Origin of the sequence: Enorma timonensis, from assembly GCF_000321165.1 — a bacterium.
Lineage (GTDB): Bacteria > Actinomycetota > Coriobacteriia > Coriobacteriales > Coriobacteriaceae > Enorma.
Window position 1 is genome coordinate 140837 of sequence record NZ_CAPF01000014.1, and the last position, 23607, is coordinate 164443.

At 64.7% G+C, this 23607-nt stretch carries 25 protein-coding genes and 1 pseudogene; 7 read left to right on the plus strand and 19 right to left on the minus strand.

Going from position 1 to position 23607, the window contains the following annotated elements; genetic code table 11:
- The first annotated feature begins 4 nt into the window (after positions 1-4).
- The 4 genes from BN423_RS01845 (at position 5) to BN423_RS01860 (ending at position 3169) form a co-directional block, all read left to right on the plus strand.
- A complete protein-coding gene (locus tag BN423_RS01845; protein WP_019238579.1) occupies positions 5-412 on the plus strand; it encodes an FHA domain-containing protein in 408 nt (135 codons plus the stop codon).
- A gap of 2 nt (positions 413-414) precedes the next feature.
- A complete protein-coding gene (ftsR, locus tag BN423_RS01850; protein WP_019238580.1) occupies positions 415-1278 on the plus strand; it encodes a transcriptional regulator FtsR in 864 nt (287 codons plus the stop codon).
- Between the two features lie 14 nt (positions 1279-1292).
- A complete protein-coding gene (locus BN423_RS01855) occupies positions 1293-1826 on the plus strand; it encodes an adenine phosphoribosyltransferase (RefSeq protein WP_019238581.1) in 534 nt (177 codons plus the stop codon).
- Between the two features lie 275 nt (positions 1827-2101).
- Complete coding sequence (locus BN423_RS01860) at positions 2102-3169, plus strand: C40 family peptidase (protein WP_019238582.1); 1068 nt, start codon at positions 2102-2104, stop codon at positions 3167-3169.
- Positions 3170-3278: 109 nt separating this feature from the next.
- On the opposite strand, the gene BN423_RS01865 is transcribed toward BN423_RS01860, so the two are convergent.
- Complete coding sequence (locus BN423_RS01865) at positions 3279-3911, minus strand: DUF1836 domain-containing protein (protein WP_232385465.1); 633 nt, start codon at positions 3909-3911, stop codon at positions 3279-3281.
- A 167-nt stretch (positions 3912-4078) separates the two neighbouring features.
- On the opposite strand from BN423_RS01865, the gene BN423_RS01870 reads away from it, so the two are divergent.
- Entirely contained in the window at positions 4079-4927 is an 849-nt protein-coding gene (locus BN423_RS01870) for a DegV family protein (protein ID WP_019238584.1), read from the plus strand.
- A 200-nt stretch (positions 4928-5127) separates the two neighbouring features.
- On the opposite strand, the gene BN423_RS01875 is transcribed toward BN423_RS01870, so the two are convergent.
- The 5 genes from BN423_RS01875 to BN423_RS01895 form a co-directional block, all read right to left on the minus strand.
- Positions 5128-6066 (minus strand): NAD(P)/FAD-dependent oxidoreductase, encoded by a 939-nt coding sequence (locus tag BN423_RS01875; RefSeq protein ID WP_019238585.1) that lies wholly within the window; start codon positions 6064-6066, stop codon positions 5128-5130.
- A 185-nt stretch (positions 6067-6251) separates the two neighbouring features.
- Positions 6252-7592 carry an NCS2 family permease gene (locus BN423_RS01880; protein ID WP_019238586.1) on the minus strand — a complete coding sequence of 447 codons (1341 nt, stop codon included), beginning with the start codon at positions 7590-7592 and terminating at the stop codon, positions 6252-6254.
- 52 nt (positions 7593-7644) lie between these two features.
- Positions 7645-8088, minus strand: a complete 444-nt coding sequence (gene dut / locus BN423_RS01885; protein WP_019238587.1) for a dUTP diphosphatase — start codon at positions 8086-8088, stop codon at positions 7645-7647.
- Between the two features lie 3 nt (positions 8089-8091).
- Positions 8092-8535 (minus strand): transcriptional regulator NrdR, encoded by a 444-nt coding sequence (gene nrdR / locus BN423_RS01890; protein WP_019238588.1) that lies wholly within the window; start codon positions 8533-8535, stop codon positions 8092-8094.
- 128 nt (positions 8536-8663) lie between these two features.
- The gene (locus BN423_RS01895) at positions 8664-9194 is read right to left on the minus strand and encodes a LysM peptidoglycan-binding domain-containing protein (RefSeq protein ID WP_019238589.1); all 531 of its coding nucleotides are present in this window, start codon (positions 9192-9194) and stop codon (positions 8664-8666) included.
- Between the two features lie 155 nt (positions 9195-9349).
- Here BN423_RS01895 and lexA point away from each other — a divergent pair, with 155 nt between their 5' ends.
- Together lexA and BN423_RS01905 are read left to right on the plus strand one after the other, a co-directional pair.
- Positions 9350-9988 (plus strand): transcriptional repressor LexA, encoded by a 639-nt coding sequence (gene lexA / locus BN423_RS01900; protein ID WP_026088982.1) that lies wholly within the window; start codon positions 9350-9352, stop codon positions 9986-9988.
- A 7-nt stretch (positions 9989-9995) separates the two neighbouring features.
- Entirely contained in the window at positions 9996-10757 is a 762-nt protein-coding gene (locus BN423_RS01905; RefSeq protein ID WP_232385466.1) for a heparan-alpha-glucosaminide N-acetyltransferase, read from the plus strand.
- A gap of 89 nt (positions 10758-10846) precedes the next feature.
- Here BN423_RS01905 and hflX read toward each other — a convergent pair whose 3' ends face one another.
- From hflX to BN423_RS01975, 13 genes and pseudogenes are all read right to left on the minus strand, one after another.
- Positions 10847-12154: a GTPase HflX gene (gene hflX, locus BN423_RS01910; protein ID WP_019238591.1), complete on the minus strand. Its 1308-nt coding sequence runs from the start codon at positions 12152-12154 to the stop codon at positions 10847-10849.
- Positions 12154-13074: a tRNA (adenosine(37)-N6)-dimethylallyltransferase MiaA gene (gene miaA, locus BN423_RS01915; RefSeq protein ID WP_019238592.1), complete on the minus strand. Its 921-nt coding sequence runs from the start codon at positions 13072-13074 to the stop codon at positions 12154-12156. Before miaA ends, hflX begins: the two co-directional genes overlap by 1 nt.
- Positions 13071-14441: a tRNA (N6-isopentenyl adenosine(37)-C2)-methylthiotransferase MiaB gene (gene miaB, locus BN423_RS01920; protein WP_019238593.1), complete on the minus strand. Its 1371-nt coding sequence runs from the start codon at positions 14439-14441 to the stop codon at positions 13071-13073. Before miaB ends, miaA begins: the two co-directional genes overlap by 4 nt.
- Before the next feature lies 1 nt (position 14442).
- Positions 14443-14763, minus strand: coding sequence for a stage V sporulation protein S (locus BN423_RS01925; RefSeq protein WP_019238594.1), 321 nt, complete (start codon positions 14761-14763; stop codon positions 14443-14445).
- Positions 14764-14844: 81 nt separating this feature from the next.
- The gene (locus BN423_RS01930) at positions 14845-15927 is read right to left on the minus strand and encodes an ATP-binding protein (RefSeq protein ID WP_019238595.1); all 1083 of its coding nucleotides are present in this window, start codon (positions 15925-15927) and stop codon (positions 14845-14847) included.
- A gap of 9 nt (positions 15928-15936) precedes the next feature.
- Entirely contained in the window at positions 15937-17490 is a 1554-nt protein-coding gene (gene rny, locus BN423_RS01935; RefSeq protein ID WP_019238596.1) for a ribonuclease Y, read from the minus strand.
- A gap of 230 nt (positions 17491-17720) precedes the next feature.
- The gene (locus BN423_RS01940; protein ID WP_232385467.1) at positions 17721-18416 is read right to left on the minus strand and encodes a regulatory protein RecX; all 696 of its coding nucleotides are present in this window, start codon (positions 18414-18416) and stop codon (positions 17721-17723) included.
- An 11-nt stretch (positions 18417-18427) separates the two neighbouring features.
- A complete protein-coding gene (gene recA / locus BN423_RS01950) occupies positions 18428-19543 on the minus strand; it encodes a recombinase RecA (protein ID WP_019238599.1) in 1116 nt (371 codons plus the stop codon).
- A gap of 309 nt (positions 19544-19852) precedes the next feature.
- On the minus strand, positions 19853-20344 hold the full coding sequence (locus BN423_RS01955; RefSeq protein ID WP_019238600.1) for a CinA family protein: 492 nt from the start codon (positions 20342-20344) through the stop codon (positions 19853-19855).
- A gap of 10 nt (positions 20345-20354) precedes the next feature.
- The gene (gene pgsA / locus BN423_RS01960) at positions 20355-20981 is read right to left on the minus strand and encodes a CDP-diacylglycerol--glycerol-3-phosphate 3-phosphatidyltransferase (protein ID WP_019238601.1); all 627 of its coding nucleotides are present in this window, start codon (positions 20979-20981) and stop codon (positions 20355-20357) included.
- Between the two features lie 10 nt (positions 20982-20991).
- The gene (gene rimO / locus BN423_RS01965) at positions 20992-22344 is read right to left on the minus strand and encodes a 30S ribosomal protein S12 methylthiotransferase RimO (RefSeq protein ID WP_019238602.1); all 1353 of its coding nucleotides are present in this window, start codon (positions 22342-22344) and stop codon (positions 20992-20994) included.
- 42 nt (positions 22345-22386) lie between these two features.
- Positions 22387-22884: a YajQ family cyclic di-GMP-binding protein gene (locus tag BN423_RS01970; RefSeq protein WP_019238603.1), complete on the minus strand. Its 498-nt coding sequence runs from the start codon at positions 22882-22884 to the stop codon at positions 22387-22389.
- Between the two features lie 31 nt (positions 22885-22915).
- Positions 22916-23607 (minus strand): annotated as a pseudogene (locus BN423_RS01975) (hypothetical protein); the annotation flags it as partial.

The window sequence follows — 23607 nt, forward strand, 5'->3', positions numbered from 1 at the left end:
ATTCATGGTAGATTCCGCAAGCGATTCCACCCGCGTGTTCCGCATTCCCACCGATGACGCAACCGCGCCGGACCTCATGAAGAGCGCACGCATCACCGATCCCGTCATCTCGATCATCAAGGGGCCCCAGACCGGCAACACCTTCGAGATCATCGATCCGGAGACCTCCATCGGCCGCGATCCCGCGAACGCCATCTTCCTGAACGACATGACCGTCTCGCGCACGCACGCCAAGATCGTGCGCACGCCCTTCGGTACGACCATCGAGGACCTGGGCTCACTGAACGGCACCTGGGTCGACGGCGCCATCGTCACCGCCGCGCCGCTCCATGATGGCTCCACGGTGCAGATCGGCACGTTCACCTTGGTCTACCACGAGCGCACCCCGGAGCGCATCGAGACGGGTGAATAGCGGTGGCCGATCGCAGCTACCTCAGTATCGGCCAGGTCGTCAACCTGCTTCGCGGCACAAATCCGGACCTCTCGAACTCCAAGATCCGCTTCCTGGAGGACGAGGGGCTCATCACACCGCATCGCACGCCCAAGGGGTACCGCCAGTATTCCCGCGACGACGTGGAACGGCTCGAGGTCATCCTGCATCTGCAGAAGACGCGCTACATGCCGCTCAACGTGATCAAGCAGCGCCTCGAGAGCGCCGACGACCTGCACACGCTCGCCTACGAGGTCGGCCTGCTGTCCGACGTGCCCATGAAGGCGCAGCCCAAGGAGACGAAGCAGAAGCTCCATCCCCTGGAGGACGTGCCCGATCTTCTGGGCGTGAGCATCTCGTTCGTGCGCTCGCTTGCGCAGAACGACCTCGTGCGCATCGTCAAGAGTCCGAAGAACCGCGAGCTCATCGATGGCAACGATTTCGAGATCATCCGCTTCTGCGACGAGCTCTCGCGCTTTCACATCGAGCCGCGCAACCTGCGCCAGTACGTGGTCTCGGCGAACCGCGAGTCGACGATGTACGAGCAGGTGCTCGTGGGCATGCTCGGCCTGGACGATAGCGACGAGGACCGCAACGCCAAGATCGAGCGCGCCTTCAAGAAGCTCCACGACCTCACCGATGGCCTGCACACGGCGCTGCTCAAGGCGCGCGTGTTCGAGTCGCTCAACGTCGTCGTGAAGGACGCCGACGTCGACTCCATCGATGACGAGCTCGCACGCGCCGAGGCCGCGCGTTCGGCGCATAAGGAGGCGTCGGAGCAGGCTGCCGCCCCGACGACCGCAGCAACCGGAACCGATCGGACGCCGCGCACACGGCGCCGCAGCTAGGATAGGGGAGAGCCATGGCTGATTTCGACTTCGCATCGCGCATCATCGACATCCCGGATTATCCCGAGCCGGGCGTCGTCTTCAAGGACATCACGCCGCTCTTCGCCGATGCCGAGGCGATGCGCCGCGCCGTCGAGGCCATCGCCGAGCCGTTCCAAAACGCGGGCATCACCAAGGTCATCGGCCCGGAGGCCCGCGGCTTCATGGTTGGCGTCCCTGTCGCGCTCGAGCTCGGAGCCGGCTTCGTCCCCGCGCGCAAGCCCGGAAAGCTCCCGCGCGAGACGGTCTCGGTGAGCTACGAGCTCGAGTATGGCACCGACACGCTCGAGATCCATGCCGACGCGCTCGGCGCGGGCGACCGCGTCCTCATCGTCGACGACCTTGTGGCGACCGGCGGCACCGCGGCCGCCACGGGCAAGCTCGTGCGCGAGATGGGCGCTGAGCTCGTCGGATACGGCTGCATCCTCGAGCTCGCCTTCCTGAACCCCCGCCCGCTCCTCGAGGAGGACGGTTCGGTACAGTTCGTGAGCCTGGTGCAGGTGCAGTAGCTCCGACGTCGATCGCTGCGACAAGAGACGCACGGTATATCCCTGCGCACGCCATACGCGCATCGCGGTTTACGGCGTGCTTGCGAACGTTATATCGAAACACTTTGAGGTTTTGCTTACGTTTGGCGTAAAACGTGTCCCGCGCGAATGCGCGACGGTATAATCATGCCAATCGTACCCTAAACGAAGGATCATCTATGTCTTTGAGAGATTCCCGACGCGTTCTGACCCGTTGTGCCGCTGTCGCCGTGCTCTCCGTTTCCCTTGGCGCGGCGTTGCTTCACGCTGCACCGGCCTACGCAGACCTTGAATCCGACCTCGCGAGCGCCCAGGCGCAGCTTGAGTCCATCGGTGCCGAATACGCCCAGCTCCAGGAAGACCTTGCGGACGCCGCGCGCGAGCTCGAGATCATCAAGGGCGAGATCGAGGAGACCGAGACCCAGCTCCAGGAGTCCCAGAAGACGCTCGCCCAGAGCGCCGCGGACGACTACAAGGGCGGTGGCGGGCAGCTGCTCGACGTCGTGCTCGGCGCATCGAGCTTCGACGACCTCGTGTCGCGCGTCTACTACGCCAACAAGGTATCCGATGCCCAAGCGGAGGCCATCGAGCATGTCCAGACGCTCAAGGCCGACCTCGAGCAGTCGCAGGCGCAGCAGGAACAAGAGATCGCCGCGATGGAGCAGAAGGTCTCCGAGGTCCAGCAGAACCAGACGGACGCCCAGGCGCTCGTGAACTCCCTTTCCGAGGAGATGCGCGAGCAGCTTGCGGCTGAAGCCGCCCAGAACGAGCAGCTCGCCGCCGGCATGCAGTCCGCCGAGGACGGTAGCGCCTCCACGAGCGACAGCCCCGTCGTCACGCCTCCCGCGAGCGACACCACGGATGATTCCACCCCGGCGCCCACGCCGACGCCCGGCCCCGATCCCGTGCCCGATACCGGCGGCTCGGATACCGGGAACTCAGGCGGCGGCTCGTCTTCGGGCACCTCGTCGGTCGGTAGCGCCGCGCTCCAGTACGCCTTCACGCAGGCGGGTGCGCCCTATGTCTACGGTGCGGCCGACCCCTCCGTGGGCTTCGATTGCTCCGGCATCGTGTCGTGGTCGTATGCGCAGATCGGCGTCTACATGCCGCACAGCTCCTCCGCGCAGCGCGAGTACGTCATGAACAACGGCCGCTATACCACCGACATCAGCCAGCTGCAGTACGGCGACCTCGTCTTCTATCCGGGTCACGTGGCTTTCTACGTGGGCGGCGGGCAGATTTACGGCGCGTGGAATTACGGTCGCGGTATCGGCTATGGCAGCATCTACGACTGCGGCACCCCGCTCGGCGGTGGCAATATCTAGGCGATTTTTCGCATCTCTTGTGCACGAAGCCCGCCCATCGACGTTCCGACGTTTGATGGGCGGGCATATTCATCTCGAGATATTCACTGAGTGCGGCCCAGAAACCTGCTTAGGCCTTGCCCCTGCCGTTCGCCTCATCGAAGCCCAGGTAGTGCAAGTACCCCATGAGATACGCCTTTGCGGCGAAGGCCATGACCGCGTTGCGCACGAGGAGCGATTCGCGGGTGACCTGCGAGGCGGTGTCCGGGATGGGGGCGTCCCCCAGCGAGAACGCCGTGTGCACCGCGTTCTCGAGCTCCGTCGCCACGTAATCGAAGGCGACGTCGACGAGGTACGTGAGCTTCTGGATTCGGAACAGCCGTGCGATGGCCTGTATTGAGAGGACCTGCTTGAAGATGCAGATCACGATGAGCCGTGCGATGTGCTCGCGCCCGTACTGCTTCTTCACGGGCGCCGAGATCAGGCCAGCCTTGACGTAATTGTTCACCATGGAGGGCGTGAGCAGATCTCCCTCGATACAGTCAGAGAACGGGGCGAGCGCCTGTTCGACGATGCCGATCACCTGGTCACGGTAGAGGTTCACCGTGGGCAGCTCGTGGTAGCGGGGGAGGTGGAACTCCGTGAACTGCTGGGCGAATTCCGAGGTGAGGAAGGCGTCGGGGAGGACGGTCGGGGTGACGTCGTCGCGGGTGATCGCACCGCCGTTATCCGTCATCGCGATAACTTTTGTATGCTGTGCCATAGTCGGCCACCTCGCTTGGTCGTATCGGGGTGCGTTGCCGCGTCACAGGGACTCCGAACCGCACATCTTGTGTAAGATATAGTATCATATTGTTTTGAAAACCACGTGATGTGTTTATCGACGTGCTAGGATGTACGTAGGGTGAGCCCTCATGAAAGGATCGAACCATGAGTTGGGCCATAATCGCTGATTCGAGTTGCAACCTTCGCGGCTTCCAGCCGCAGGCACCCGATACGATCTATCGCTTTGCGCCGCTCAAGATCAATGTCGCGGGCGAGGAGTTCATCGATGATGACTCGCTCGACGTCGCCGAGCTCAATCGAAAGGTCTCTGCCGAGGAATCCGCGTCCTCGAGCGCGTGCCCGAGCGTCGGTGAATGGGCGGATCTGTTCCGGAGCGCGGACAACGTAATCGCGATCACCATCTCGGCGAACCTTTCAGGGAGCTATGAGGCGGCCGTCATGGCGCGCGATATGGTGCTCGAGGAGGATGCCGATCGCAACATCTTCATCGTGAACTCGCGCGCGGCCGGCGGCAAGCTCGAGCTGCTCGCGGTCGAGGTCGACCGGTACCGCCTGGCGCACCCCGATGCCACGTTCAATGAGGTTACCGCCCATATCTGCGACCTGGAGCAGGCATCAACGGTCCTGTTCCTGCTTTCTAGCTACGAGAACCTCACCAAAGCGGGTCGCATGCCCAAGATGGCCGGTGCACTCGCGAACAAGCTCAAGATCCGTATCCTCGGCACCGCGAGCAGCGAGGGCACCATCAAGGTCGTGGGGCCGGCGCGTTCGCAGCGCAAGGCGTTCGAGAAAATCGTCGCGACGATGAAGGCCGATGGGTACAGCGGAGGCTCGGTCTACATCGACCATGTGTTTAACGAGCGCGCAGCGCAGGAGCTCGAGGCGCGCATCCATGCTGACTGGCCGGACGCGGAGGTCACGATCATGCCGTGCGGCGGCCTGTGCTCGTACTACGCCGAGGAGGATGGCCTCATCATCGGCTACGGCTGGTAACGCGTATACCGTCTACAACGCTTCACAATATGCGACGGCTCGCAGAAGCAATTCCGCGAGCCGTCGTCTGTTTTTAGTAAGCTCCTTTTCACAGCAGGGTGGATGTTGCTCCATCGGTGGGGCGACAACCGCTACGACGCTTAGGTAACCAGCAAGCCTTCGTCTTAACAACCTTACATAAGATATATTATCTTGAATAGCTAACCGACAATATAGCGGTAGGCAGACATGCCGGCAATGGCTCCATCGGCTGCCGCAGTGATCACTTGGCGGAGATGCTTCGAACGCATATCGCCCGCGCAGAAGATTCCCGGCGTTCTCGTAGCCATATCCTCGTCGGTCACGACACCGCGATCATCACCCAGATCGACGAAGTCGCGCACAAGGTCGACCGTGGGATCCGTGCCGGCGAACACGAAGATGCCGACCGAGCCCTCCGGGAACTCCTCGATATGTTCCTCGCCCGTGCGGTTATCTCGGAACGTGATCGACGAGATCGCGTTCTCACCGTCGACTGCCGTAATCGAGGTCTCGAACCGCACCTCGATATTGTCCGCAGCGAGCATCCGGTCGACGACACCCTTCGGCGCGCGAAATACGTCGCGCCGCACGACCATGGTGACGGAGCGCGCGATGCGCGAGAGATACAGCGCCTCCTCGCACGCCGCGGTGCCCCCGCCGATGACGAAGACGTCCTTGCCGCGATAGAACATCCCGTCGCACGTGGCGCAGTACGACACGCCGCGACCAGCGAAGCGCTCTTCGCCCTCGAACCCGATATGGCGCGGCTTGGCTCCCGTCGCGACGATGACGGCGCGGACGGCATACGAATCGGGATCCGCCTCGACGATGAAGCTCCCGTCCTCGCAGCGCCTGATGGCCGAAACCACGCCGTAGGCGCACTCGACGCCCACCGATGCCGCGTGATCTTGCAGGTTCTGCCCGAGCTCGAAGCCTGATATCTGCTCGATGCCCGGGTAGTTCTCTATGGTCTCGGTCGTGGCGATCTGCCCGCCGGGCATGCCTTGCTCGATCACCACCACATCAAGGCTTGCGCGCGCCGCGTAGATGGCCGCGGCATAGCCGGCCGGCCCTCCGCCGATGATCGCGACATCATGAACATGGGTTACGGTATCCATCGATTGCTCCTCACGATTCTCGTGGCGTCTCATGTAGTAGCGCCTACCCAGTCTTGAACCATGCTATACATTCATACCCCTATACGATTAGGTACCTAAGTATAGAGTTCCGCCATCACGCATGAAACGAGGGCACCGGAATCGCTCCGATGCCCTCGAAACAGCCCTTGTATGCAGTGATTTCCCTACATGATGGTCATGAGGAAGTACACGAGAAACGCGAGGGCGGCAATCCACATGAGCGGGCGCACCTTCTTCACGTTGCCGGTGACGACGGCCACGATGACGTAGGTGATGAAGCCGAGGCCGATGCCGTTCGAGATGGAGTAGGTGAACGGGATGCCGGCGATGATCATGAACGCCGGGAACGCCTCGATGGGGTTCGACCACTCGATCTCGGAGACCTCGCTCATCATGAGGAAGCCGACGAAGACGAGCGCGCCGCAGGTCGCAGCAGACGGAATGCAGTTGATGAGCGGCGAGAAGAAGGCGGCGAGCAGGAAGAAGATACCCGCGATGACCGACGTGAGGCCGGTACGGCCGCCGTCGGCGGCGCCGGAGGCGGACTCAACGAACGTCGTGATGGAGGACGCGCCGAGGAAGCCGCCGGCGATGGCGGCGCTGGAGTCCACGATAAGGATGGGCTTGATGTCCTCGACACGGCCGTCCTCGGTAAGGAAGTCACCCTGCTTGGCCACGGCCATGGCGGTGCCCATGGTGTCGAAGAAGTCGCTCATCATGAGCGAGAAGGCCATGAGCAGCAGCGTCGGGGTGGTGATGACCTCGATGATGCCCATAACACCGGAGGGCTCGCTCACCTGGAACGGAGCGGCGAACGTGGTGAAGTCAAGCGGGGCGATGATGCCGTCGGGCAGCGGGGTCACGCCGAGCGGGATGCCGATGATGGCGGAGATGATGATGCTCCACAGGAGCGCGCCCTTGACGTTCATCGAATACAGGATGACGGTCAGGATGATGGAGATGACGCCGATGACGAACGTGAAGTTGAGGGCGCCCTCAGCGTCGACGATGGAGCCGAGCGAGACGAGCGTGTCGGTGTTCGCGACGATGACGCCGCCGTCCTTGAGGCCGATCATGGCGATGAAGAGACCGAGGCCGATGGAGATGCCGTGACGGAGCGGCACCGGAATCGCGTCCATGATCGCCTCACGAAGGCCGCAGAGCACGAGCAGGAGAATCGCGATGCCCTCGACGAAGATGACGGCCATGGCGGTCTGCCAGCCCACGCCCATGCCGATGCACAGCGTGAAGGCGACGATGGAGTTGATGCCCATGCCGGACGCGCAGGCGAGCGGGCGGTTCGAGAAGACGCCCATCGCGATGGTCATCACCGCAGCGCCCAGGCAGGTCGCGGTGACCGCGGCGGTCTCGGGAATGCCCGCCGCCGACAGGATGCTCGGGTTGACGATGATGATGTAGGCCATCGCCAAGAACGTCGTGAGGCCGGCGCGGAATTCCGTTGCGGTACTCGTACCGCGCGCCTGTAGCTTGAAGAATGAATCCATTTCTCCCCTTTTCTCTGGATGTTCTTCACCAACAGTATGTGCTCGGAAGCGACTACGCCGCTCCGCTTGAGCCGAATCCGCCGGTACCGCGATCGGTCTCGTCGAGTTCATCGACCTCGACGAGCTGCACGGTGGGTACCGCTTGGATGACGAGCTGGGCGATGCGCTCACCACGCTCGATATGGATGGTCTCATGGGCATCGAGGTTGATCGCGATGATCTTGAGCTCGCCGCGGTAATGCGCGTCGATGAGACCCGGAGTGTTCACGATGGAAAGGCCGCGCTTGAGCGCCATGCCGCTGCGGGGCTGCACGAACCCGGCGTAGCCGTCGGGCAGTGCGATGGCAAGGCCCGTCGGGATGAGCACGCGCTCGAAGGGCTCGATGTCGACCGATGCCTGCGCCCGTAGGTCAAGCCCCGCATCGCCCGCGTAGGCATAGGATGGAAGCTCGACGGTGGGATCGAGACGCTTGATGGCAACGGAGATGGTCGACATAGCTCACCTCAGCTTATCGAGTTCCTCGAGGAACTCATCGATGTCCTTGAAGTCCCGGTACACGGAGGCGAAGCGGATATAGGCGACCTTGTCGAGCTTCTCCAAGCGCTTGAGCACCATGTTCCCGATATCGTGCGAGGTGACGTTCGTGAACGTACCGGCTCGCAGCTCCGCCTCGATGTCGTCGATCAGGGCATTGAGCTGCGAGAGGTCGATATCGCGTTTGGACGTCGCGCGCATGAGGCCGACCAGGAGCTTGTTGCGATCGAACGGCTGCTTCGTGCCATCGCTCTTGATGACCTCGATGGGATCCTCGCAGCGCTCGAAGGTCGTGAACCGGTAGCCGCACGCACGGCACTCGCGACGGCGCTTGATGGCGTTGCTCGCATCCTGCGTGCGCGAATCGATAACGCGCGTATCAGCCCCGCCGCAGCGCGGACAACGCATAGCACCCTCCTCCGTGAAATGAACTTCACAAGGATAGCACGGATTGTGATTGAGGACGAAAAAAGTTCAATATGTTGTGATGCAATCGAAATACGCGGGAATTGCCGCGTACAAGCCGCCTTCCAAGGTCACAGGTCGGCGGGCACGAGCAACTCCATGCCGGGCTGAAGCAGGGAGGAATCCAGGTCGTTCCACGAGCGGATGAGGTCGGTGGTCTGCCGCGTCGTCAGGGAATCGACGCCATGCTCGGAAGCGATGGACCACAATGAATCGCCGGGAGCGACCGAGATGGTGATGCGCTCAGCCTCCTGCAGCGCCTGCGCATAGGCACTCGACTCCGCATGGAGCACCGACCAGAGCGCCATGGTGAGGATGCCGATCACCCCGAGCACCACGCACGCGGCTGCGACTGTACGGACGAGCGAACGCACGCCTGGCTGATGCGAAGAGACCTGGCGGGCGCGGCGGCGCTCGGATTGCATGGGCGAAGGGGCGGGCGCGATATGCACGGGCCGAGGAGACGCGGCGCGCGGGCGCTGCGCAGGCCGCACCGGGAGCGCGATGATCTGCGTCTCGTACGGATATGCCTCCTCGCGACGCGACGTCTGCGACAGGGAGAGCGCGAGGTTGCCTTCGGTGAGCGTGCGCTTCGTGTTCATGTGTTCCCCTTCCCTCGATGTGGTGGAACTAGGTATATCGTCGCGTCCGGACAAAAAGTTCTGGCGTGAGAACGAATGTTCGTATACTATTATCTTCGAACAGTTGTTCTTGTCAAGAAATAATCGAACAATTGTTTGGATACAAGGAGGGTATGATGGCACGGAAGATCTCGAAGCGCCAGCAGCAGATTTACGACTTCATCCGCGAATATCAGCAAGAGAAGGGCTATCCGCCGAGCGTGCGCGAGATGGCGGCCGCGGTGGGCCTCTCCTCCCCTTCCACGGTGCATGCGCACCTGAGCGCCCTCGAGGAGCGCGGGCTGATCAAGCGCGACGCGACGAAGCCGCGCGCCCTCGAGCTCTTCAACGAGGACGGATCCTCCGTCAACCTCGCTGAAGTCAAGGAGTCCCCGAGCCGCGGCACGGTCACCCTCCCGCTCGTCGGGCGAGTCGCCGCCGGGATGCCCATCCTCGCCGAGCAGAACGTCGAGGATACCTTCACGCTTCCCACCGAGATCGCGACCGATGCGTCCTCGTTCGTGCTCGAGGTGCACGGCGACTCCATGATCAACGCCGGCATCTTCAACGGGGATTACCTCATCATTCGCGAGCAACCCAATGCCATGAACGGCGAGATCGTCGTCGCCATGATCGACAACGAGGCCACCGTGAAGACGTTCTACAAGGAGCGCGGACGGGTGCGCCTCCAGCCCGAGAACGACACCATGGAGCCCATCTACGCGGACAACCCCCAGATCCTCGGCAAGGTCGTCGCGCTCATGAGGCGCTTCTAGGCAGCTCATGGCGTCTCGAGATCACGGGTCATCCACCGTCACGGCACCTGAAGCGAACAGCCGCATCACATCGCGCGTGGCCGCCTTTGATATCCTGCGCGGCATCACCATCATATCGATGGTATGCTTTCATGCCGCATACGATGCCGTGTATATCTACGGCTTCGACCTTCCTTGGTTCCGCGATCCCGTCATACAGGATGTGTGGCGCTGCTCGATCAGCTGGGTGTTCATTGCGCTCGCCGGCTGGATGACCCGCTTCTCGCACAACAACCTGCGCCGTGCGGCGCTCTACGGCGCCTCGGCGCTCATCGTGTGGCTCGTTACCAGCGTGGCGAGCGTCGACACCGCCATTTCCTTCGGTATCCTGTACTGCATGGCGGCCTGCACGCTCTGTTGGGCCGCGCTCTCCCCTGCCCTCAAGCGCGTGCATCCCCTGCTCGGCCTTCTGATCGCCCTCGGCCTGTTTGCGCTGACGTACACCGTTCCCCGTCATCTCTATGCAGTGGACGGCCTCGCTTGGCTTGGGCTCCCGGGCCCCGGCTTTACGTCGGGGGACTACTATCCGCTCATTCCCTATTGCTTCCTGTACGCGGCAGGCGCCTTCGGGGCACGCCTCTTCGATCGGCTCTCGCCGGGAGGCTATCCCGCTTGGATGCGCCGCGATTGGATCGCCCCGCTCAGCGCGATTGGCAGGCATAGCCTTCTCATCTACCTCGCCCATCAGCCGTTGCTCATCGTGCTCTTCACCCTCATCGGGCACGCATAGCGAGCGCTACCGCCTCGCGCCGCAACGACGGCATACGGTACGCTGATTGCCACCGACCCGGTAGCTTGGCGCGGTACTGGATGCGCGGGCTAGCGGTCGGTGCTCGGAGCGTCCTCGAGATACGGTGTGAGCCGGCCAGCGATACGGGCGGGCACCTTGGCGACGATGTGCACCGCATCGGCGCCGAACTCCTCGACCATCACCTGGCCGTACGTATGCACGAGCGCGCTCGTTGCGCTTTGGGCATAGGGTATGGTCAGATCGACGATGCGGTCGCGCGCAGCCGCCTCCTGCGAGATGGCCTCAACGAGCGCATCGATACCCTCCCCGGTGAGCGCGGAGACAAGGCTCGCATCGGGATAAATGCGGCACAGGTCGCATCGGAGCAGGTCATCGATGCAGTCGATCTTGTTGAGCACAACGATGGCTGGTGTGGTGCCGGCGCCGATCTCGTCCAAGACCTTGTCGACGGCTTGCAGCTGGCGGAACAGGTTCTCGTCGGAGGCATCGGCGACCTTGAGGATCAGGTCAGCCTCGCGCACCTCGCTGAGCGTCGACTTGAACGCGTCGACGAGACCGTGGGGGAGCTTCTGGATGAAGCCAACAGTATCGGTGAGCGTGAGGAGCCTGCCGCCCGGAAGCCGGTAGGAGCGCGTGGTGGGATCGAGCGTGGCGAACAGCTTGTCCTGCGCAAGGACCGACGATCCCGTCAAGCGATTGAGCAGGGACGACTTTCCCGCATTCGTATATCCCGCAAGCGCGACGCGAAACGCCGGGGAAGCCGTGCGCTCCTTCGATTGCACGCGACGCCGGCGCTCGACGGTCTCGAGGTCGCGGCGGACGGACGCGATACGGCTCCGGATGAGCCGTCGGTCGACTTCGAGCTGGCTCTCACCCTGACCGAATCGGCTGCCGATGCCGCCGCGCGTCTGCTCCTTCGCAAGGTGGCTCCACATGCCGCGCAGCCGTGGGAGCAGGTATTGCAACTGGGCGAGCTGCACCTGGAGCCGCCCTTCGCGCGTTTGCGCGTGCAGGCCGAAGATGTCGAGGATGAGCGCGGTGCGGTCGATGATCTTCACCGGCTCCCCCACCGCGCGCTCGAGGTTGGTCTGCTGCGAGGGCGTGAGGTCATCGTCGAAGATAACGACATCGATGTCCATGCGATGCACTATGCCGCAGATCTCCTCGACCTTACCGGATCCGATGAAGGTCTTTGGCTGCGGGCGATCGAGACGCTGCGTCACCCGCGCAACGGGACGGGCGCCCGCCGTCTCCGCAAGCCGCTCGAGCTCATCGAGCGAGCGGTCGACCGGCCATGTCGCATCGCGGCGCTCGACGCCGACGAGCAGGGCGCGCTCGGGCTCGATATCGGTCGAGACGAAGGGAAAGCGCGGCATCAGGCATCGACCCCTTCCAGGATGAGGTGCGCAGCGCCATCGACGCCCTGCTCATCCATCGAGATCCATTCAATGCGGAGGTCGCGACGGAACCACGAGAGCTGCCGCTTCGCATAGCGGCGCGAGCGGCGCTTGATGAGCTCTACAGCCTCGGAGAGCGAGAGCGCGCCATTCAGGTACTCGATGAGCTCCTTATATCCGATCGCCTGGCGTGCCGTGAGCGCGGGGCCGGCGCCCGTCGAGACGAGATGCCGCACCTCATCGAGCAGGCCCGCATCCATCATGGTGTCCACACGCTCGTCGATGCGCCGGTATAAGCGCGCGCGATCCATCGTGAGCCCGAAATACCGCGCGTCATAGCACGGCGTGGGCTCGGAGAATGCAGCCTTCTGCGCCGCATAGGAAACGCCCTCGTCGCACATCTCAAGCGCGCGGATGACCCTGCGCACGTTATGCTCATGGATCACTGCCGCGCTTTCAGGGTCGCGTTCGGCGAGCAGCTCATGCAGGGCATGCGCCCCATGCTCGCGCTCATACCGCTCATAGCGCTCCCGTGCGGGCGAGGCGCACTCGCCCGCGGGAAATCGCATGTCATCGAGTGCGGCCCGCAGATAGAGGCCCGTGCCGCCGCAAAGGACGCACGCCTGGTCGCACGCGACGTGCTCGTCGATGAGCGCGCGCGCATCGCGCTGAAACAGCGCCGCGGAATACGCCTCCTCCGGATCGACGAGGTCGACGAGCCTCAGGGGCACGCGGCGCTCGGCAGGTGGGGTCTTCGCCGTGCCGATATCCATCCCGCGATACACCTGCATGGCGTCAACCGAGAGCACATCCGTCCCGAGCGCCAAAGCGACCTCATCCGCGACGGCGCTCTTGCCGACCGCGGTGGGTCCGACAATCGCGATGATGGGCGCGCTCATCGGGGGTCGCCGACGACCGTGCCGGAGAGGTACCATGTCCGCGCGGTGTCCACATCGACATCGACGATGCGGCCGACGAGGCTCTCGATGTCCATCCCAGCGGGAATCGGCGCGTGCACGGTCTGGTTCTTCGGGCTCTTGCCCTGCAGGACGCGGGCATCCTTCTTCGAGGAGCCCTCGACGAGCACGGGGACGGTCGTCCCGAGGTCGTGCTGGTTGAAGTCGTGAGCGGTCTGCTCGATGACCTTGACCAGGCGGTCGAAGCGGTCTTGGATGACCTCGCGCGGCGTGGGGTCCTCGATGCGCGCGGCGGGGGTTCCCTCACGGCGCGAGTAGATGAAGGTGAAGGCCTGCGCATAGCCCACGCGCTCGGCCAGCGAGAGCGTCTGCTCGAAGTCCTCCTCGGTCTCACCGGGGAAGCCGACGATGATGTCGGTCGTGAGCGCGATGTCGGGGATGCGCTCGCGGATGCGGTCGACGAGCCCGAGGTAGTCCTCGCGGGTGTAGCGGCGGTTCATGAGCTTGAGCACGCGCGTGGAGCCCGATTGGACGGCAAGCTGGAGGTGCGGCATGACCGCGGGCACCTCGGCCATGGCGTCGATCGTCTCGGGCAGGAGGTCCTTCGGATGGGAGGAGGTGAAGCGTATCCGTTCGATGCCGGTCTCCCCCACCGCACGGAGCAGCTCGGCGAAGCGCGGCGCGCCGTAGGCATCTCGACCATAGGAATTCACGTTCTGGCCGAGCAGGGTGACCTCGCGCACGCCGCAGCGCAGGAGACCGGCCACCTCGTCGACCACGGACTCGAAGGGACGGCTCTTCTCGCGACCGCGCACGTAGGGCACGATGCAATACGTGCAGAAGTTGTTGCAGCCCGTCATGATGGGCACCCAGGCATGGAAGGGCTGCTCGCGGTGCCACGGGAGGGTCGTGGCGGCGGGGGCGGCGCCTTCCTCGGTGTCAACATGGCGCCCGCCGTCCTCGAACGCATCGGCGATGAGGTCGGCGACGTGCGCGATGGCCTGCGTTCCGAAGATGACGTCGACGTTATCGACATGGGAGACGAGCCGCTCGCCGTCGCGCTGCGCGATGCAACCGCCCACGGCCACGACGCGCTTTCCCGAAGGCGGGGTGGGCAGGCTCTTGCACGAGGAGCACTGGCCGTAGAGCCGCTGGTCGGCCGCCTCACGCACGCAGCACGTCATGAAGATGACGATGTCCGCACCCGCGGGGTCGGCCGCAGCGAAGCACCCATATGAGTCGAGGAGCCCCGCGACGCGCTCAGAATCGTGCAGGTTCATCTGGCAGCCGAACGTGCGGATGAAATAGGTCTTGCCGGTAAGGATGGATCGGGTCGTATTCGAAGCCATGTTATCGCACCGCCACCGTGTGTCCGGAATACTCGGGAACATCCATGCTGTTCACCGAGATGGCATGCACGAGCACCGCAAGGCGGATCGCCGTGCGCGACTCACCGTTGATGAGGATGTCCGAGAACGTGGGAGAGCAGGAGATATCGAACCCCGTGGGGATGAGAAACCCGCGCGCGATGGCCATCGCCTTGATGGCCTGGTTGACCGCGCCGGCGCCCACGCACTGCATGTTGACGGGAACCCCGTCCTTCACCATGCCGGCGATGGCGCCCGCGACGGAAGCGGGCGAAGACTTGCTCGAGACTTTGAGATATTCCATGGTTCTCCTGCGTGTATGGTACAAATGTGCAGCAAATTGACTTTACCGTATCGGCGTATGTGCAGCAAGCAGCTATCCAGCTTATTCGGCGTTTTGGATCGGGAAGGTCACGGTGATCGCATCGCGTCCGACGCGGATCTTGGGATCGGCGGACAGCGTGAGGTAGTAGCGCTCGGCGAGGTCCCCGAAATCGCGCTCGAGTGCGCGCGAGAACGACCCGAGGTCGTCCGGGGCGATCTTGAGGCCGCGGCGGTCACGGCTGAGATCGACGGTCGCGGGGGCTGTCTGGGGCTTCCGGCGGCGAAGCAGCCGGGAAGAGACGCTGCGGACGGGCTTGATGGATCCGCTCAGGATCCGGTGCGCCGTGCGCTCCGAGATCTGGATGCCGAGCGTGGCGGCGATGCGCATGAAATCCGCGGCATCGGCAGCGAACGCAAGCCGTGAGACGACGGGCAGCGACGACTCGGAATCCACGAAGAGCAGCTGCTGGGTGTCGAGCAATCCCGACGCATGGGAATAGAGCGTCGCGGCGATCTCCGCAGGGCTCCCAAGGTACACCTCGCAGCCCGGCTCCTCCTCGAGGGCGAACTCGCAGACGGTGCGGATGATGTTGTGCGGCCCCTTCACGCAGGCCCACTTGCGCTCCTCGTCGCGCGCCGCCTGCGGCCAGGTAGACTGGTCGGCGCGCTCGGGCAGCTCGCTCGTGTCGACGAGGACGCGGAACGCGGAGCCCAGACCGGGCGCGGAGGTCATGACGCAGGCCTCCTGCGTATTCTCGCGGATGGAGTAGAGCGCCATGCCGCGGCCGTGGACACCCCAGCGGTCCATCTTCATGGATTCGAGCTTCGAGGTCACGCGGGCGTCGAAGATCCGCTCATGCATATCGCGCGGGATGCCGCAGCCGTTATCAAGAAAGAGGAGGGTGCGCTGACCCCCCTCTTTCACGGTGGCGACATAGAGCGCCGTGGCATGTGCGTCGCGGGCGTTGCGCAGCATCTCGATCACGATGTCCTCGACATGCTGGATATCATGCTTTGCCTGCCTGCGCTCGGCCTCGGCCACGCGCAGGCGGACATAGCCCTCACCGAGGTTCTCCTCCACCCGGAGGTTCCCCTCGCCGGTCATCGAGGCGATGAACGAGATGAGATTGTCTTGCTCCGCCATAGGACGCTGCTACTTCGCGATATCGACGGCGCGGCTCTCGCGGATCACGACGACGCGCACCTGACCGGGGTATTCCATCTCTTCCTCGATCTGATGGGCGATGTCGTGCGCGAGCACGGTGGCCTCGGCGTCGGAGATCTTCTCGGGCTGCACCATGACGTGGACCTCGCGCCCCGCCTGCATGGCGAAGGTGCGCTCCACGCCCTCGTGGGCGTTCGCGATGGCCTCGAGCTGCTCGAGGCGTTTGACGTAGTTCTCGAAGGACTCGCGGCGCGCGCCGGGACGCGAGGCCGAGATGGCGTCGGCCGCCATGACGAGCATGTCGAGGACCGTGTTAGGCTCGACATCGGTGTGGTGCGCCTCGATGGCGTGGACAATCTCGGGCTTCTCGCCGTAGCGGCGGGCGAGGTCCGCGCCGATCACGGCATGCGGGCCGTCGACCTCATGGTCGATCGCCTTGCCGAGGTCGTGCAGGAGGCCGGCACGGCGGGCGGGCACGGGATCGAGCCCGAGCTCGGAGGCCATGATGCCGGCGAGCTCGGCGACCTCGACGGAGTGGTTGAGGACGTTCTGGCCGAACGAGGTGCGGTAGCGCAGGGCGCCGAGCGTCTTCACGAGCTCGGGATGCAGGTCATGGAAGCCGGTATCGAAGGCGGCCTGCTCGCCGGCCTCGCGCACGCGCTGCTGCACGAGCTCGGAGGCCTTCTTGTACATCTCCTCGATGCGGGCGGGATGGATGCGGCCGTCGGCGATGAGGTTCTCCAGGGCGACGCGGGCGGTCTCGCGGCGCACGGGATCGAAGCTCGAGAGCACGACGGTCTCGGGCGTGTCGTCGATGACGAGGTTCACGCCGGACACCTGCTCGAACGTGCGGATGTTGCGGCCCTCGCGACCGATGATGCGGCCCTTGAGGTCGTCCGAGGGGATGTGCACCGAGGTGACAGTGACCTCGGCGGTGTGATCCGCCGCGCAGCGCTGGATGGCCGTGGAGAGGATCCGCTGCGCCGTCTTCTGGCACTCGGCCTTCACGCGCTGCTCGGAGTCGCGGATGATCGTGGCGGCCTCGTGGGTCACCTCACCGCGCACCTTGTCGAGCAGCTCGCGATGAGCGTCGTCACGCGTGAGCTCGGAGATGCGCTCGAGCTCCTTGGTCTGCTTGCCGATGAGCTCGTCGAGCTCGCGGCTGCGCTTCTCGACCTGGCCCGCCTGGCTCGAGAGCTGGTGCTCGCGCTTGTCGAGGGCGTCGTTGCGACGGTCGAGCGACTCCTCGCGCTGCATGATGCGGTTCTCGAGGGTGCGGAGCTCGCGCTTGCGCTGCTTCTCCTCCGCCTCGGCCGCCTGCTTGTTCTGGATGATCTCTTCCTTTGCCTCGAGCAGCGCTTCCTTTTTGAGCGTCTCTGCCGTGCGCTGCGCATCGCCGATCATCTGGTCCGCCTCAAGGCGCGCCGACTCGATCTTCGAGTCGGCCTCGCGGAGGCTCCCGTTCTTCGCGTTGCGCATGGCGAGCACGGCAATGATGGCGCCCACCACGAGGCCGCCGATGATGCCGATAACGATCTCCATGCCAAACTCCTCTATACATTGCATTCATCATGATTGCGGGGCGCGTGTAGCGCCCCTGACATTTGCAAGGTCTGAACACCCAATATGAAGTTATGCTATCAACACGGCATCTCATCGAAGATGAGTGTGCATCGCAAGACAAATGACAAGTTCATCCTACGAATTTATGTAGAACCTGTCAATTGACGCGATCGGCGCGCGGGGCGTTTACGCAAGGATCACACGGCGCCTCACGCAGATTCCTCCTCATCGAGGCGTATGCGAACTGCCTGCGCGGCTATGCGATACGGGAACCCTTTGCCCATGAGATGGCGGACGAGCCGCTCGAAGGCATTCCGCTCGGGAACGGCTTTGCGCGCAAGCGCCGCGCAGGCCCGCTCGAGATCGTCTTCGGCCGAGAAGAAGCGATCGGGATACCCCGGGAGCATATGGGGGTCCGAGCCGCGCTGGCGAAGGTCTGCCTCGATCTTGAGCCTCCCCCACCCCCTGCGCAGGCGCTCCTCGATATAGGACACGAGGAAGCGCTCCTCATCGAGGAAGCGAAGCTCCTGGGCGCGCTCGAGGGCGTGATCGATCGCGGAGGCGCGAAAGCCCGCGTGGCGTAGCTTGCGCCGCGCCTCCTCCGCGCCGTAGTCGCGCCGACCGAGCATCTCGGTGAGGGCGGCAAGGCAGAGCTTGTTCTCGCGGGTCTCGAGCGCCTCCCGAGCCTCCCGATACGGACAGGGGGGCTCGGGGTGGTCGTGTTCAAAGCTTCTGGCGACGCGCGCGGGTACCCAGTGCACGCGCTGCTCGGGTTCGCGCCCCCCTTCACCTTCAAGATGAAAGATCACCTGGGCGCGTGGACGACCCCTACCGCTCGACGCGGCCGCTGCTATCTCGCGGCGATCGGGGAAATGGAACGCGATGTCCGAGACGGGCTGTTCCATGTCTAACAGGCTCAGCTACGCGCGGACGCGGTATCGGCCGCGTCAATGTCCTCGTCGACGATCACGGCATCCCCCGTGGACTCGTCGGAAAAGTCGAGGCCGCATGCGATGCGCACCTTGTGCTCGATCTCGTCGCTCAGCTCGGGATGGATCTTGAGGAATTCCTTCGCCGCCTCGCGGCCCTGGCCCAAGCGCTCCGAATCGTACGTATACCAGGCACCGGACTTCGTGACGATACCGTAGTCCACGCCCATGTCCAGAATCGAGCCCTCCTTCGAGATGCCCGTGCCGTACATGATGTCGAACTCAGCGGTCTTGAACGGCGCCGCGACCTTGTTCTTGACGACCTTGCAGCGCACGCGGTTGCCGACGATGTCATCCTTGACCTTGATGCTCTCGATGCGGCGGATCTCGATGCGGACCGACGAGAAGAACTTGAGCGCGCGGCCGCCCGTCGTGGTCTCGGGGTTGCCGAACATGACGCCGATCTTCTCGCGCAGCTGGTTGATGAAGATGCAGGTGGTGTTCGACTTCGCGAGCGAGCCCGCGAGCTTGCGGAGCGCCTGGCTCATGAGGCGCGCCTGCAGGCCGACGGAGGAATCGCCGATCTCGCCCTCGATCTCGGCGCGCGGGACGAGCGCGGCGACGGAGTCGATCACGACGGCATCGATGGCACCGGAGCGCACGAGCATGTCGCAGATCTCGAGCGCCTGCTCGCCCGTATCGGGCTGAGAGATGAGCACCTCGTCGATGTCGACGCCGATGCGCGCGGCGTAGGCGGGGTCGAGCGCGTGCTCTGCGTCGATGAACGCCACGACGCCGCCCGCAGCCTGGGCCTCGGCAAGGATCTCAAGCGAGAGCGTGGTCTTGCCCGAGGACTCGGGGCCGTAGATCTCGATGATGCGCCCGCGCGGGACGCCGCCGATGCCGAGCGCGGCATCGAGGGAGAGCGCGCCGGTGGGGATGGCCTCGATCTCCATCTCCGGGCCGCCGTCACCGAACCGCATGATGGACCCGGTGCCGAACTTCTTCTCGATCTCCGCCTTCGTGGCGTCGATCATCTTATCGCGCTCCTCGCCATAGGTGCGTTCGTGGATGGTTTTGACCGGGCCTGAGCTCTTCGCCATGGAATCCTCCTCTTAGGTTGCCGCTGCCATCATACGCGAACAGCTGTTCGCCGTCAAGCGGATTACGTGCATCATACACAGGCGACCTGACAGGAACCTGGCACAAGCCTTGCACCAACCTTGCCCGAACCTTGCACGGGGCTGGCACACCGGCACGATCCTGGGCAAACGGAGCCTTATCGCGTCAAGGAACCCATACCAGTGCGAACCACCCGGGCGAAATCTCCAGCGCAAGCACATCATGCACGGCAGGCGAGGCCGACAAGAGGCCGAAGCGCTCCCCGATGCGCACGCAAAACAGCGACCGCCTTATCCGATCGCGTCGAGCAGCAACTCGAGCGCGTGGCAGCACGCGGCGCGGCGCACATCCTGGCGACCGCCCTCGAAGCACCGGCGGTCGGTGCGCACCCCGTCGGGCGTCGCGAGGCCGAAGTACACGGTGCCCACCGGATCGTCCGCGGTACCGCCGTCCGGCCCCGCATAGCCCGTCGTGCTCACCGCGCACGTCACCTTGAAGCGCTCGCGCGCACCCTGCGCCATCTCGGCGGCGCACACATCCGACACGGCGGTGAACCGCTCGAGCGTCTCGGTGGCAACGCCGATGAGCTCGTGCTTCACCTCGTCGACGTAGGTCACGGCCCCGCCACGCAGCACCGACGACGCACCGGGGATGTCGGCGATGGTCGAGGCCACCATGCCCGCGGTGCACGATTCCGCCGTGGCGACGGTCACCCCGCGCGCCGTGCAGCGCTCGACGAGCTCGCGCGCACGCTCCTCTGCCCTGGCTTCAAGATCGGACATGTGCGCCCCTTTACGAGAAGATGACGTCCCGGCCGTTCCAGAAATACTGGATACCGGAGACGACCGTCAGAACCACCGCGACGACCATGAGCACCTGCGCCGCGATGAGGATCCATGCCGCGACGTACACCCCGCCCGAGGCGGCGAACGCGATCGCCAGGAAGTAGCCGCACAGCGACACCATGGTCACCGCGGTCTTCCATTTTCCGAGCGTGTCCGCGGCGATGACGATGCCCTTGGCGCCCGCCACCATGCGCAGCGCGCTCACGAGGAACTCGCGGAGCAGGATGATGAACACGAACCACACGCTCACCAAGCCCTGCTCGAGCAGGACGAGGAGCGCCGAGAAGACGAGGAGCTTGTCGGCGATGGGGTCGAGGAACTTGCCGAAATCCGTGATCTGGCCGCGCGAGCGGGCGAGGTACCCGTCGAGCTTATCGGTCAAGCTCAAGAGCACGTAGAGCGCGAACGCGGCGATCGCGGGCGCCTGCAGGTACACGGCGCCCGCCTGCACGCAGGAGAGCTTCGCGAGCACCATGAACACCGGGATGAACGCGATGCGCACGCAGGTGACGATGTTCGCCGGCGTCCAGATGCCCGCTTGGTCCGCCTGCGGCGCGGTGGTCTTCGATTCCATGTTCCCCTCGCTATCCCACCACGTGCCCGACGAGCTCGTAGCAGAAACTGTCTGTGAATTCGACCTCTACGATATCACCAACGGTCGCCTCGGTCGCATCGAGATGGACGGCGCCGTCCGAATCGGGCGCCTGGAACCAGGCATGGCCGATGAGCTCGACGCCCTCGTCGGTCTCCTCGATGCCGTCGACGATCACCTCGGCGCGCTCGCCAACGTGCGCGGCGGTCGCGGCGAAACCAAGGGCCTCGGCGAGGTCCTGGGCGGCCTGGGTGCGCTCGAGCTTCTCGTCATCGTCGAGCTGCCCGTCCATCTTCGCCGCGCGCGTGCCGTCCTCTGGCGAGAACGCGAAGACGCTCGTGTAGTCGAAGCCGTTGCGATCCATGAAGGCGAGCATGCGCTCATGCTCCTCGAAGGTCTCACCCGGGAAGCCCACGAGGTAGGTCGTGCGCAGGATCATGCCGGGGATCTCACGGCGCAGGCGCGCGAAGAGCGCGTCGAGCTCCTCCTCCGACCCGGTGCGGTTCATGGCCTTGAGCACGCGGGCCGAGCAGTGCTGCACGGGGATGTCGATATAGGGGACGACCTCGGGCGTGTCTCGGATCGCGGCGATGAGCTCGTCGGTCATGCCCTCGGGCTGCAGGTACAGCACGCGCACCCAGACGCGCTCGGGGCGCACCGCCTCCGCGACGGCGACGAGCAGCTGCGCGAGCGTGCGCGGACCGGCGACGTCTTCGGCGAAGTCCTCGCCCCAGATGCCCGTGTCCTGGCCGATGAGCACGATCTCGCGGACGCCCTCCCCCACCAGGTCGACTACCTCGGAGCGAATGTCCTCCCAAGCGCGGCTGCGATACCGGCCGCGGATGTAGGGGATCGCACAGAAGCTGCAGAAGCGGTCGCAGCCGTCGGAGATCTTCACGTAGGCCACGGAGCCCTCGACCGTGCGCTTCACATCCGGCACGAAAGGCGGCGTGGCGCGCTCGACGCCGAGGACGCCGTCCACGACCGAGACGATCGCGTCCTCCTCGTCGGTCTTGACGAAGGCTGCCACCTCGGGCAGCTCGGGCGGGAGGTCGTCGCCGTAACGGGAGGGGACGCACCCGCACATCACGATGGGCAGGGAGCGTACGCCGTCGGCGGACTCCTCGGCGAGCGCGAGCGTGGCCTCGATGCTCTCCTCCGTCGCCGAGGCGAGGAAGGAGCAGGTGTTCACGAGCGCGATGTCCGCATCACCGGTGTCGAACGCCTCCTCGTAGCCAGCCGAGCGGAGAAGCGACCGCATGCGGTCGGTGTCCACCTCGTTCTTCGCGCACCCGAGCGTGACGTAGTACACCGCGCCGAGCGCATCGCGCATCTCTTCTGCCATGGTCTCCATCCTCATCTTCGCCCGCACCGGGCGCAAGGCTCGCTATCGGTAGTTCGTGAACTGCAGCGGCTGGCCGTAGTCCTGGTCGCGCAAGAAGCCGATGACCTCCTGCAGGGTGTCCTTCGAGGCGGACGTCACGCGCAGCTTGTCGGACTCGATCGTGATCTTGCACTTGAGCTTGAGCGCCTTGACGTCGCGGTTGATCTTCTTGGCCGTCTCCTGGTCGATGCCGTCGATGATGCGACCCACCACGCGGACGCTCCCGCCGGACGCGGCCTGGGGCGCATCCCAGCGGACAGCCTTGATGTCGATACCGCGCTTGATGAGCTTCGAGTTGAGCACATCGGTGATCTGCTTCGAGACGAAGTCGGCGGGCGCCACGATGGTGATGGTGCGGTCGCCCTTGGACAGGTCGATGGTGGAGCCGGAATCCTTCAGGTCGTAGCGCTGCGAGATCTCGCGCGCGGTCTGCTGGTAGGCGTTGTCGACCTCCTGCATGTCAACCTGCGAGACGACGTCGAAGCTCGATTCCTTGGCCATGGGTACCTCCTAGGTCTGGGTATGCGGGTCGTTATGCTGCGGCGGACGCGGCGTCCTCATCCGTGGCGGCGGACGCGTCGCTTGCGGGCGTGGCGGGCTGCGGGGCGGTGATCGTGACCTTGGCGACGCCGGCCGTCTTCGTGTCCCAGCCCACGGTCTCGCCGTTCTCGGTCACGCTCACATCGGCCGGGCTGCTCACCGTGATCTCGATGGATTCCTCCACCGTGTATTCCTTCTCGAAGGGGCCGATTACGTTGTCCGCGAAGACGGAGACGCCGTCGAGCTTGATCTCGACCCACGAGGTGCCGCCGTCGGCCACGCTCACGCCCACGACCGTCTCATCGGGGACGGCGGGCGTGGTCGCGGTCGTCGCCGGGCTCGTGGCGGCGTTCGTCGTCGCGGCCGTGGCATCGTCGTCCGCTCCCGTCGTCGCCTGCTGGGTCGTGACGGTCGTGGTAGCCGGCTCGTCGGAATCGGTTGACGCCGCCGGCGCGCACCCGCGCAGCAGCAACAGGACGATCACGATGAGAAGCAGGATGATGATGACGAGGCCGACGATGAGGACGCGGGGGTCGGTGCCACCGTTCCTGCCGGACGGCGCTCCGCCGCGGCGACGCGGGTCTCGGGGCGGCACGCGACCCGATCCTGCCGGACGCCCGCCGCGCGGCGGGAGCGAGCCCGTGCGACCGGCAGGGCTTCCCCCACGTACGGGGTACCTGCCGC